The organism is Rhodococcus sp. NPDC004095 (assembly GCF_053604015.1).
On the sequence record NZ_JBSGGS010000003.1, the window covers coordinates 372,032 to 384,247 of the forward strand.

Genomic DNA, 12,216 nt, shown 5'->3' on the forward strand with positions numbered 1-12,216 from the left:
GCAGATGACCACCACCGTGCGCAACATCCCCGACTTCACGATGCCGGATCCGGTGCACCGGATCGGTGGTCGCGCCACCGCCGGTGACGGCGGCGCCACATTCGCCTCCACCGATCCCACCACCGGCGAGCAGGTCGCCGAACTCGCGGCGGGCACCGAGGCCGACGTCGACGCCGCCGTCGCCGCCGCCCGCGCCCAGTTCACCGACGGCGAGTGGTCGAGGTTGCCCGCCGCCGAACGCGGGAAGATCCTCAATCGCGCCGCCGACCTGATCGAGCGGGACGCGCAGACCCTCGCCGCGCTCGAGGCCGTCGAGATGGGCAAGCTGTACCGCGATTCCGTCGCCGGCGACATCCCCGCCGCCGCCGCGGTGTTCCGGCACTTCGCCGGGTGGGCGGACAAGCTGACCGGGCAGTCGGCCGCCCTGTGCGACATCGGGCCGCAGAAGCGGTTCGGCTTCACGATGCGTCAGCCGCTCGGCGTGGTCGCCGCGATCACCCCGTGGAACAACCCGGCCGTCATCGCGGCCTGGAAGCTGGCACCGGCGCTTGCCGCCGGCTGCACCGCCGTCGTCAAACCCGCCGAGGACGCCTCCCTGTCCACCCTGCGTCTGGCGGATCTGCTCACCGAGGCCGGTCTGCCGGACGGCGTGGTCAACGTGGTCACCGGTCTCGGGCCCCAGGCCGGCGCCGCGCTGGCCGGACACCCCGGTGTGGACAAGGTCTCGTTCACCGGCAGCCCGCGGGTCGGCCGCGGCATCCACTCATACGCGGGCACCACCTTCCGGAAAGTGACCCTCGAATTGGGCGGCAAGTCACCACAATTGATCTTCCCGGACGCCAACCTGGAGGAGGCGCTGCCGTGGATCGCGATGGGCAACTTCTACCACCAGGGCCAGGTGTGCGCAGCCGGCACCCGGGTGATCGTGCACGAGTCGATCGCGGGCGAGGTCGTCGACGGCCTGGTCGCCGCCGCCGAGCAGGCCGTCATGGGCGATCCGTTCGCCGAGTCGAGCACGATGGGCACCATCGTCAACGCCAAGCAGATGGACCGGATCGTCGGCTACATCGAGAAGGGCCGCAGCGAGGGCGCCGACCTCGTCACCGGCGGCCGGCGCCTCGACGGGCCCGGGCTGTTCGTCGAGCCCACCGTGTTCCGCGGCCACAACGACCTGACCATCGCCCGTGAGGAGATCTTCGGTCCCGTCGCCACCGTGATGACCTTCCGCACCACCGAGGAAGCGGTCGCGCTGGCGAACGCCACCGAGTTCGGCCTGAACGCGATGATCTACTCCTCCGACATCGGCCGCATCCATTCGGTGATCGACAAGCTGCGCGTCGGCATGGTGTGGGTGAACGGCTGGGGCGTACCGGATCCCGCGCTCCCCTGGGGTGGGCGGGGCGGCAGCGGCATCGGCCGCGAACTCGGGCGGTCCGGCATCGAGGCCGACACCGAGGAGAAGACCGTCCACATCGGCTACACGGGGTTGTGAGCCGATGACCGTCACCGAGAGGAACACTCCCATGTCCCCCAGCGCGGGAACAGATCTGGAAATCACCGAGGCCTGGAACGGTCTCGACGGCGAGGACGACACCCTCACCACCGTCCTGCCGCGGCACAATGCCGCACATCCGGTCCCGCGAAACCTGGCGTTCGAGCACTGGTACTTCGACGCCACCCTCGCCGACGGACGCACCGTCATCGGATTCCTCAACATGCGCCGCCCGGAGGAACCGGCGGCGGTGGCACGACCGAACGTCGAGATCCTCGTGTACGCCCCGGACGGCACGCGACGGCAGGTGCGCAAACGGTATCCGCGGTCGCACGCGAGCGCGTCGATCCGCAAGTGCGACGTGCGGATCGGCGGCAACCACGCGCACGCCGAGTTCCCCGACGGCGGGCTGCCGGTGCACCGGGTGCACCTGTCGGAGGACGGGATCACCCTGGACCTGACGTTCGTCAACGAACTGCCCAGCTGGATGCCCGGCGGCGGCGAGACCCGTTTCGGCAACACCGACGTGTTCGGATGGTGCGTAGGCGCTCCCCGCGCCGCGGTGAGCGGCACCGTCGTCATCGACGGGGTGCGCTCGGACGTCACGGGCCGCGGCTACGCCGACCACAACTGGGGCTTCGGCGACATGACGAAGGTGATCGACCACTGGCACTGGGGCCGGCTGTACGACGACGACTACTCGTTGCTGTTCGCGTCCGTCCTGACGCAGGAGCGACTGGGACGGCACCGCAGCCAGCCGCTGATGCTCGCGTATCAGGGTGAGGTGGTGATGAGCACGGGGAAGACGGTGCTGAGGGAGGGCCCACCCGTGTTCGACGAACGCGCCGGCCGCACCCGCCCGGAGTGGATCGAGCTGGAGGTTCCGGATCGGCTGTCGCTGCGGCTGGACGTCGACGAGGTGGTGCACGCGCACGACCTGCTCGACGACGTGCCGGTGGCGCGCACCAGGCTGGTGCGCCCGCTCGCCCACCGATTCATCGGACACCCCGGGTACTTCCGGTTCCTGTCGTCGTTCGAGCTGACGGTCGAGCGCGACGGCACCACCGATGTCCGCCGCGGCCGGACCCTGCACGAGCTGGTCGCACTCAGCTGACGACGATGCGAAAGACCGGGTACTGCGCGGCGATCCGCTCGAACTCCTCGAGCGGGGCGTCGCGGTCCACCGGAAGGTGCGGCCGGGCTCCAGGGGCGAGGGCGAGGTAGCGGCGCAGGATGGGCGCGCGGGCATCCGGGTCGACCTCGTCGAGACGCACCGCTGCGCTCCGGCCACGCCTGAGCACCGCCCTCCCCTCGGCCGCGCGGACGTTGCGCACCCAGTTCGCGTTGTTGCCGAGCATCGACACCAGGTACCGCTCCCCCTCGTAGTCGGTCACCACCAACGGAAACGAAATGGGACGGCCCGTGCGTCGCCCGCGTACCTCCAGCGTCACCGCACGTTTCGGCGACAGCACGCCGGCCGCGAACTGGAACGCGGAGATCCGGTTGAGAGCTCGGGCCAGGTTCCCGGGCCGTCCGCCGCGGTACATTCGACGCCGCGCCCGATACCGCCAGCCTCGCACCAGGCCTGGTCCCTCACCCATCGCCGAGCCACCTCCCTCGTCCGATTCACACTTCCGCACGTCCTCGTCATCGTTGCGGTCGGACACCAGCAGACCCCAGGACCGATTGCGCGAGGTCGTCGAGGGCGCTGCGTACCCCGCGGGCGAACACCTCCACGTCCGGGCAGCTGTCCTGGTCAGCGGCGGCAGTGAGGTTGAGCTGGCCGGCGTACGACAGGGCGGCGACCACCAGCGTCAGGTTGCCCATGGGCGGCAGCAGGGGGAAGACCTCCAGCAGCGGCGCGCCGGCGAGATACAGCCGCATCGGCGGGCCGGGGACGTTGCTCACGACCAGGTTCACCGACCGCTGCCGCGGAAACAGCCGGTACCAGATACGTTGGCAGGCGACGAATCTGAAGATCCCACTGCCCGCCTCGGGGCGAGCCTTGCCCTTCCGTGCCCCAGTTTCTGCGGCTATCGATGTGAGCCGGCGCACCGGGTCCGGCTCACCGACCGGCAGCGGCACCATCATCCATCCGGGCGTGTTGCCTTGCGCCTCCCCGGGGCGCGCTTCGTGGTGGGAGATGGTCACCATCGCGCGCTGGACGATCCCGTTGACAGCCTCGCCGCGGCTCGCCAGCAGCGCGCGTAGACCGCCGGCCACCGCGGTCAGCACCACATCGTTGACCGAGGCGTGATGGATATGGGCGACCTCTTTGGTGGGGTCGAGGCGAGCGCGGACGACCGCCAATCGACGCTCCGGGCCTACGGGGTGGTTGAGGCTGGTCCGCGGGGCAGGCCTGTCGGTGAGTACCTCCCGCCAGGCCGGCAACGCGCGGCGCGCCAACCGCAGCGTTCTCCTCGGATGGACGAGGCCCGACCACCCGCGCGCCAGTTCCTGTCGGCGGCGTCGCAGGTTGTCGCGGAGCAGCTCACCGGTGGACGGGATGGGTGTCGGCGTCCACGCCGGTGCACCCTCGACGGGCGCGTCGGCGGTCCGGTCGAGCAGCGCCCCGAAGGCGGCCATCGCGGCGGGGCCGTCGGCGAGGACGTGATGCAGCTTCAAGAACGCGCCGACCCGTCGGTCCGGCAGGCCGGGTAGCAGCCACAGCTCCCACAGCGGCCTGGCGGGATCGAACGGTCGCCGGGCCAGCTGCCGGCATGTCTCCAGCAGCTGGTCCTGGCCCCCGGGCGCGGCGAGCGCACGGACATGGACGTGCTCGGCGACGTCGAAGGAGGGCGCGTCGACCCACAGCGGCCAGCCCAGCCCGAGGCGAGGCCGGTACAGCAGCTGTCTGAAGCGAGGCACCAGGTGCATTCTCGGCTCGAGGTGTCGCCGGACCTCGTCGAGCCGGACGCCGCCATCCTCGTCGAGCAGGCTTGTGCCGTCGAGGACGGCGAGCCCACCGATGTCGGTGGACCAGCCGTAGTCGTCCCAGAGCAGCAGGAACAGGTCCGAAGCAGTCACCCGTTCCAGGAGCCGCTTCTCGGCCATGACCTCACGTCCCTTCCCCGTGGCCTAGACGGCCGCCGCGGTTCCGAGGCCTTGGAGGAACGAGTAGACGGCGATTCCTCCGGCGTGTTTGCGTGCGAGGTCCCTGAGCTCCTGGGAGACCTCGCCGAAGGCTGTCATGCGGTGGTCGTACGCGTACTTCTCGAACAGGAGCGCCCGCGCGTCCATGATGTGTGTGTTGTGCTCGATCAGCGCTTCTCCGCTCGGGTACGTCTCGTGGACCTCGCACTCGGTTCCGTCCTCGCTGATGAACCAGTCGTAGCGAAGGGTCTGCGTGTCCTGCTCTCGGGTCAGCCGCATGATCTCGACCGCTTGAGCCTTGAACCCTTCCAGTTGACCTGGACGGATCTTCAGGTGTGCGTGCAGTTCCAGATGTCCCATGACTCCTCCCGTCGTCGACTCCGGGTGTTGTCGTCGTGACCCCCTCTTCTTCACATCCTCGTCGTCCGGACGTCCTCGCGGCAGGGTCGAAGGTCCCCCGCACAGGGCCGACCGGCCTGACTGCCGGGGTCCGATTCGTGGAGAGGTCGCCGCGGTTGCGCCGCCGACGCGCACATGAACGCCGCGGCGTCAGACCGTTGTCCGCACCGGCGCCGTCCGTGCAGGCGCCGAAACCAGCACGACGCCGACGGCCGTCACGGCCGCACTCACCGCGGCCGCGAGACCCGCGGTCACCGCCGAACCGAGTGGCGCCTGTAGCGCGCCGGCGATCATGTAACCGACCGGCATGCACACATTGGCGAGGGTCGCACCCAGTCCCGCGACTCGTCCGAGCATCGATTCGGGCACCCGCGTCGCCACGAGGACATCTGCCCAGACGCTGCCCACCCGAATCGCGGCTCCGACGAACAGTGCAACCACGGCCATGACGGAGAACGGTGGATACAGGCTCAACGCCACGAGGCCGACGCAGATCGCCCCCTGCGCCAGCAGCGCCGACTGCGCTGTGCGAGACGGAATCCGCTTTCCCAGCAGGCTCGTGGCGCCGATGCCACCGAGCGCGAACAGCGCCATGATGTATCCCTGGGCGCCCGCGAACCATCGCTCGCTCGACCCAGCGTTGACGATCAGGAGCCAGGCCGGGACCGGTAGTGCGGTTTGTGCCGCAGACACCAGGATCACCGTGCGCAGCCAACGACATTCGCCGACGTAACGGAGACCCGCACGCGTGTCCTGAACAATCCCTGTGGGCGGGTCCGTTCGCGACGGGCCCGGGGGGACCGCACCCGCGCACGTGGCACCCACGGCCACAGCCGCGACGAGCAGAATTGCCGACACCGCGGGTCCGGTGGCCGAGATCAGCAGTGCCGCTGCAGCGGGCGAAACCACTTGTACGGTCAGGCTCAACGAGTGCCAGATCGCCAGCCGGTCGGCCCGATCGTCTCGTGGCACCGAAAGATAAACCGCAGTCGTCGCGGCCGGCTGCGAGAGCCCACTACACACGCCCAAGGCAATCATGACGGGCAGAACGTGAAGTCCACCCGCAAGTGCAGGCAGTATGGCGATCAGCGCGCCACGACCAGCATAAGTCGACAGGATGATCGCCCGTTTGTCGAGCCGGTCCGCCAACGTGCCGGCGATGACCCCGGCTCCGAGAATTCCGATGCATCGAGCACCGAATGCCAGCGAAAGCAGCGCCGCGTCTCCGCCGGCCGAAACAACCAACCCGGCCGTAATCACCACGATGGCGGAATCTGCGACCGGACCGGCGAGGAGGAAGACGAACCCCAGCCTGGACCGGAGTTTTCCGCGCATCACGTTCCTACCGGGACGTAGAACCTCATCGAAAAGCCCTCGGGGGTGAGAGTTCTGCGCTCGTTCACCTTCAGTTCGGCACCCGACAGCTGAATTCGCATCGTGGAGTTTCGGACGATCTCACCCAGGACGGTTGACAGCTCGCGTTCCGCGAACTTCGCGCCCACACACCATCGCGGCCCACCGCCGAACGGTATGAACTCGCCGCGCTGTGGCGCCGCATCGATCCACCGCTCGGGCCTGAAGTCGCCACCGGTCGGCGCGAAGGTGGGCGATACCCGGTGGGTGACCCAGCTGGATACCATCACCACGCTGCCCTTCTTCATCTCCCAGTCCCCGAATCGGATGTCCTCGGCCGCGTCACGGCCCAGCATCCACGACGGCGGCCACAGGCGGAGCGTCTCGGACACGACGTGTCCGAGTGCGTCGGCACCGTCCTCACCTCGGAGCTGCTCTTGCACGGCGCCACGTCCACCGAGCTCGACCATCCCCCACAGGATCGCCGCCGCCGGAACGCCGTGCGCGGCCAAGAGTGTCGAAATAACCATCTGCACAACGTCTTTGGATGGAAGAGATGCGCGTCGCAGGTCGTCACACAATCCGTCCGAGCCCGGCGCCCGCACCAGCTTCGCCACGACCGATTCGAGATTGCGCAGGGCCCTGCGGACCCGCAGATCGGAAGGCCGCCAGCGCAACCATCGGGGCAGGACGAATGGGCTCGCCGTGATCGGGAAGAGAGCATCGAGAAGTTCTTGTGCGAGAGGGGGTATCTCGTCGAAGTTCCGCGTTCCGAAGCAGTACCGACTGATGGACGCGGACGTGAGCACCTGCAAGGTGTCGATCAGTTCGCGATCGTCGACTGTCCTCCCCAGCCAACCCCGGAGGATCGCGTGTGTGTCGTGCACAAGTTCGACCTGGTGGTCCTCGAGACGATCACGCGAAGCCAATGCCGCGGACGCCGCCTTGCGTGACGTCATCCACCGCTGCACCGATTCGGATCCGAGGTCGCCCGACACCTTGTTCCGGAGGAAATTCTGCGTCGACAAGAACTTGCGATTCGACCCGACGAGTACGTCGTGTACCTCGCGGTGACCCGAGACCAGGAAGGTTCCCGGCCAGAGTTCGACTATCGGCCCGAGTTCTGCGGCGTCGAGCAGAAAGGTCAGCCGCCCGCGATCGTACTTTTCCGCCAGTGCTGCTCGCGACGCCCCGAGGACTGGTGGCCTTGCCATGTGAAACTCCTAACGAGAGTGCGGGCGGCGAAACAAAGTCCACCGCCCGCACGTGTGAGATTCTCAGGACCATTCGTACATGCCCGGCGCTTTTCGCGGCACGAAGCCGACGAGCGCTGCGACGGTGAACTTGATGCGACGCATTTCCTGCACCTCCTTTCTGTGCTCGATGTGACATGAACAAGACTGCGCCGTCGTCGCGGGGTCCAGAAGCCGACCAAGGTGTGGAATCCGCTCACCCCCTGAGGTTTTCTCACCGGGTCGGCGCGTGAACGTGCGGCAGGACCAATCACCGTGTCACGCAGGATCACCGACAGCTGGTTGGTGGCGTGACCGACGGCGGTGCGCCAGGTCGCGCACACCGCGGTGCGCCGGACCTGGCGGGGTCGACGCCGGACTGCGGGCGCGCGGCACCGCGCAGTCCGTACGCGACCACGAGCCCGACCAATGCCGGGATCTGTCGTCACAGATCGCCGTCGGCGCGGAAGACTGCCGAGGCATCCTCGAAGCACGCGATTGCGTGGCGAAGAGCGCCGGCGTACAGCCCCGCAGTCCCGGATCGTGCCGGATTCCTTCACCGCCGCCGTCTCGACGGGGATTCGACTCCGCGCCCGACCTGCGGGCCTCCTCACGGCCGGGTGCGGCGAACCGACCGTGCGTACCAGGACCGCCGGAGCCGGGCCTGGTTCGATTCAGCCGCTCTCGATTGCCGACAGCACCCCAGCGCTCCCGATCCGCGGGCATTAGTGTCGAGTGCATGAGCCTCGACATCACCGCGACCTCGGCCTGGCAGAAGCTGCGCGCGCACCACGAGCTGGTCGCCGACCGGCACCTGCGCGAGCTCTTCGCCGAGGACCCGGAGCGGGGCCGCGAGCTCACCCTCACCGCCGGTGACCTGTACATCGACTACAGCAAGCACCGGGTGGAGCGGGAGACGCTGCAGCTGCTGGTCGAGGTGGCGCGCGCGGCCGGCGTCGAGGAGCGCAGGGACGCGATGTTGCGCGGTGAGCACGTGAACACCTCCGAGGACCGGGCGGCGCTGCACACGGCGTTGCGGCTGCCCCAGGACGCCGAACTGACCGTCGACGGGCAGGACGTGGTCGCGGACGTGCACAACGTGCTGAGCCGGATGGGCGACTTCACGGACCGGCTCCGGTCGGGTGAGTGGCGGGGCGCCACCGGCGAGCGCATCACCACCGTCGTCAACATCGGCATCGGCGGTTCCGACCTGGGCCCGGTGATGGCGTTCCGGGCGCTGCGGCACTACGTCGACGCCGGGGTCACCGCCCGGTTCGTCTCCAACATCGACCCCGCCGACCTGGTCGGCAAGCTCGCCGGCCTGGACCCGGCGACCACCCTGTTCATCGTGGCGTCGAAGACGTTCTCCACCCTGGAGACGCTCACCAACGCGACCGCGGCGCGGCGCTGGCTGGTCGACGCGCTCGGCGAGGACGCGGTGCCGAAGCACTTCGTCGCCGTGTCCACCCACGCCGAGCGGGTCGCCGAGTTCGGCATCGACCCCGTCAACATGTTCGAGTTCTGGGACTGGGTCGGCGGACGGTACTCGGTGGACTCGGCGATCGGGCTGTCGCTGATGTGCGTGATCGGCCGGGAGGCGTTCGGCGAGTTCCTGGCCGGCTTCCACACCCTCGACCGGCACTTCGCCGAGCAGCCGCTGGAATCCAACGCGCCGGTCCTGCTCGGCATGATCGGCCTGTGGTACTCGACCTTCTTCGATTCGGATTCGCGTGCGGTGCTGCCCTATTCGAACGATCTGGGCCGGTTCGCCGCCTACCTGCAGCAGCTGACGATGGAGTCGAACGGCAAGTCGGTGCGCGCGGACGGGTCGCCGGTGTCGACGCCGACCGGGGAGATCTTCTGGGGCGAGCCCGGCACCAACGGCCAGCACGCCTTCTACCAACTGCTGCACCAGGGCACCCGGCTGTCGCCGGCGGACTTCATCGGGTTCGCCGAGCCCACAGACGATCTCGCGACGATCGACGGCGAGGGTTCGATGCACGACGTGCTGATGAGCAACCTGTTCGCGCAGACGAAGGTCCTCGCCTTCGGCAAGACGGCGGAGGAGATCGCGGCCGAGGGCACCGATCCGGAACTGGTGCCGCACAAGGTGATGCCGGGCAACCGCCCGTCGACGACCATCCTCGCGCCGAAGATCACCCCGTCCGTGCTCGGTCAGCTGATCGCGCTGTACGAGCACCAGGTGTTCGTCGAGGGCGTGGTGTTCGGGATCGACTCGTTCGATCAGTGGGGCGTCGAACTGGGCAAGGTCCAGGCCCTCGAACTGGAGCCGGTCCTGACCGACCCGGAAGCACCGGCGCAGCAAGGTGATTCGTCGACCGACATGCTGGTGCGCTGGTACCGCAACCGCCGCGGCCGGCAGGCCTGAGACGGCTCAGGCGACGTGATCGTGCGGGAGTAGGTGCACCCACGCGTCGGTCGTCCGCACACTGCCGTGCCGATAGGTGACCCGCCCGGCGAGGTCGTTCTCGCCGAGCCACCGCAACGCCGCCACGCCTCTCCGCACCGCGGCGAGGGCAGCCGCGTACGCCCACAGACCGTCGTCGGTGATCACCGTGACGCAGTCGAGACCGGTGTCCGGGACGTCGGGGTGCGGCGCCGGCGCCCTCGCGGACGCCATCGCACTACCCGACCGCACCTCGACATGCAGTCCGTGACCCGGCACGACGGTCCCGGTCTCGACCTGCCACCCCCCGATCGGGCAGTGCCCCCAGGTCGCGACGACGTCGTCGACTCGCACCAGCACGCCGCACTCGAGGGTGTCCGCCGCGCGCCGGGCCACCCGGTGCGCGGCCCCGGCCTTGGCGGTACTGGTGACGTCGAGGAACACCCCGAACGGCGCGAACACGGTGTCGCCGTCCATCCGCACGTCGTGGAAGCCGACTTCCGGCAACGACGGCACGGTCCGGTCCGGGTCCATTGCCTCGATCGACACCGGCGTAACGGCGCCGTCGGTCATCCGGGCCGCCCACAGCGCCGCACGAATCAGGCCACCCAGTTCGTCACTGACCCGCACCGGAGTGCCCTGAGCCTGGTTGACGGCGTGAATCTCCGCATCCCCGCATCCCAGGTCGCAGACGGCCCTGACCTGCGACAGGACCGCCTCCACGATGGATGCGGCCTCGGACAGGGCGGCCCACTCGGTGACGCGCACCTCGATCTCGCTCCCCCAGGTGTTCCAGACTGTGCTCGGGGCCATGATCCTGCGCTCCACGACGAACTCGGCTATGAAAACCCTTGGTCAGCAGGGTGTTGAACTCTCAGTATGCGCCCTGTTTCTGTGGACGGACCGAGGGTTTTTGCGGTGCGGTACCGTCGCCGGCATGTCCCCGCCGACGCCGCCGAAGGTCCGCGCGCAACGCCTGTCGGTCGTCGACGAGATGTTCCTGCGCGCCCACCACGGTCTCGGGACCCCGGTGGTGATGCAGGGGCTGTGGCGCGGCGGCGACGTCGACCCCACCGACCTGCTCGGCGTGCACCGGGATTTGGCCCGGGGACCTTTGTCGCGCATCGTGATTCGTGCCGCCGTCCCTGGCGCCCGGCCGCGATGGCGGTCCGGGGCGAGGGTGTGGCCGGTCGACTGGGCGCCCGAACCGATCCCCCGGGACGAGGTGGTGCGCTGGGCGGACGCAGCGGCCGGTCTCCCGGTGGACCCCGAGGCCGGCGCCGGGTGGCGCCTGGCCGCGGCTCGTCTCGCCGGCGGTGGGACGGTGGTGTCGCTGGTGTGTTCGCACGTGCTCGCCGACGCCCGCGGTCTCGCGGCGGTGCTGGCAGCGGCGATGTCCGGGACCGCGGCACCGATGCCGGCCGACCCGGCCCGGCCCCTGCTCGACGATCTCTCCGACGCCGCCCGGATGGTCACCACCGTCGGCGCCCGCACGCTCCGCGCCGTCGCCGGACTGGCGCTGCACCCGTCGCGCCGCGCCGAGTTGCGCTCCGCGCCGGTCCGTGAATTTCGCCCCGACGAGGGTGGAGTGCACGCACGGGTGCCGGAGGCGCTGATCATGGACATCGACGCCGGCGACTGGGACGAGGAGGCGGCCCGCGCCGACGGCACGCCGAACTCGCTGCTGGTCACGCTGGCGGTCGGGATCGCGGCGACCGGGGAAGCGCCGCTGCAGGTCAGCGTGCCGGTGGACCGGCGGCGCGGCGCGGGCCCGGCGGACAATGCCGTCGACATGACCGAGGTCGCGGTGCGCCGCGGCAACTCCCCCGCTCTGGTGCGGTCGCTGCTGCGGCAGGCGTATGCCCGGCCCCCGATGTCGAGTCCCGCCGGGTTCCCACCCGAACTGCTCCAGCTCGTTCCCGAGCGCGTCGCGTACCGGCTAGCCCCGGACCCCGGCGAACGCGACGTGCTGTGCTCGAACATCGGGACGATCCCCACCGCGCTCGGCTCGGTGGGCGGGCAGCGTGCCGACGCGATCGCGACCCGGGCGGTGCACCCGGGCATCACGGCGCGGCAGCTGGCGACGTCCCGCACCCGGTTGTCGGCGTACCTGTGCCGGTTCGGCGACAGATATACCCTCGCCCTGGTCTCGAAGGACCCCGGCCTGCGGGAACGCGCCGAAACCGCGCTGGCCGCCCACGGCCTCCGCGCGCAGCATTGGGACGCACCGGCATAGGGTG

Annotated in this window: 10 protein-coding genes; 4 read left to right on the forward strand and 6 right to left on the reverse strand. The window is 69.5% G+C overall.

Going from position 1 to position 12,216, the window contains the following annotated elements; genetic code table 11:
• Window positions 1-4 precede the first annotated feature (4 nt).
• Together ACWEPG_RS07820 and ACWEPG_RS07825 are read left to right on the forward strand one after the other, a co-directional pair.
• Window positions 5-1,492: an aldehyde dehydrogenase family protein gene (locus ACWEPG_RS07820; protein WP_450113313.1), complete on the forward strand. Its 1,488-nt coding sequence runs from the start codon at window positions 5-7 to the stop codon at window positions 1,490-1,492.
• Between the two features lie 31 nt (window positions 1,493-1,523).
• Complete coding sequence (locus ACWEPG_RS07825; protein ID WP_452594189.1) at window positions 1,524-2,606, forward strand: lipocalin-like domain-containing protein; 1,083 nt, start codon at window positions 1,524-1,526, stop codon at window positions 2,604-2,606.
• Here ACWEPG_RS07825 and ACWEPG_RS07830 read toward each other — a convergent pair.
• The 5 genes from ACWEPG_RS07830 to ACWEPG_RS07850 form a co-directional block, all read right to left on the reverse strand.
• Window positions 2,599-3,093 (reverse strand): nitroreductase/quinone reductase family protein, encoded by a 495-nt coding sequence (locus ACWEPG_RS07830; RefSeq protein ID WP_450113315.1) that lies wholly within the window; start codon window positions 3,091-3,093, stop codon window positions 2,599-2,601. The two genes, ACWEPG_RS07825 and ACWEPG_RS07830, sit on opposite strands and share 8 nt — an antisense overlap.
• Window positions 3,094-3,139: 46 nt before the next feature.
• Complete coding sequence (locus tag ACWEPG_RS07835) at window positions 3,140-4,546, reverse strand: wax ester/triacylglycerol synthase family O-acyltransferase (protein WP_452594190.1); 1,407 nt, start codon at window positions 4,544-4,546, stop codon at window positions 3,140-3,142.
• Between the two features lie 24 nt (window positions 4,547-4,570).
• Window positions 4,571-4,945: a putative quinol monooxygenase gene (locus ACWEPG_RS07840; RefSeq protein WP_450113317.1), complete on the reverse strand. Its 375-nt coding sequence runs from the start codon at window positions 4,943-4,945 to the stop codon at window positions 4,571-4,573.
• A gap of 189 nt (window positions 4,946-5,134) precedes the next feature.
• Entirely contained in the window at window positions 5,135-6,319 is a 1,185-nt protein-coding gene (locus tag ACWEPG_RS07845) for an MFS transporter (RefSeq protein ID WP_452594191.1), read from the reverse strand.
• Complete coding sequence (locus tag ACWEPG_RS07850; protein ID WP_452594192.1) at window positions 6,319-7,551, reverse strand: cytochrome P450; 1,233 nt, start codon at window positions 7,549-7,551, stop codon at window positions 6,319-6,321. Before ACWEPG_RS07850 ends, ACWEPG_RS07845 begins: the two co-directional genes overlap by 1 nt.
• 757 nt (window positions 7,552-8,308) lie before the next feature.
• On the opposite strand from ACWEPG_RS07850, the gene pgi reads away from it, so the two are divergent.
• Window positions 8,309-9,958 (forward strand): glucose-6-phosphate isomerase, encoded by a 1,650-nt coding sequence (gene pgi / locus ACWEPG_RS07855; RefSeq protein ID WP_452594193.1) that lies wholly within the window; start codon window positions 8,309-8,311, stop codon window positions 9,956-9,958.
• Between the two features lie 6 nt (window positions 9,959-9,964).
• On the opposite strand, the gene ACWEPG_RS07860 is transcribed toward pgi, so the two are convergent.
• Window positions 9,965-10,789: an FAD:protein FMN transferase gene (locus ACWEPG_RS07860; protein WP_452594194.1), complete on the reverse strand. Its 825-nt coding sequence runs from the start codon at window positions 10,787-10,789 to the stop codon at window positions 9,965-9,967.
• Window positions 10,790-10,913: 124 nt separating this feature from the next.
• Here ACWEPG_RS07860 and ACWEPG_RS07865 point away from each other — a divergent pair, with 124 nt between their 5' ends.
• Window positions 10,914-12,212: a hypothetical protein gene (locus ACWEPG_RS07865; RefSeq protein ID WP_452594195.1), complete on the forward strand. Its 1,299-nt coding sequence runs from the start codon at window positions 10,914-10,916 to the stop codon at window positions 12,210-12,212.
• Window positions 12,213-12,216 lie beyond the last annotated feature (4 nt).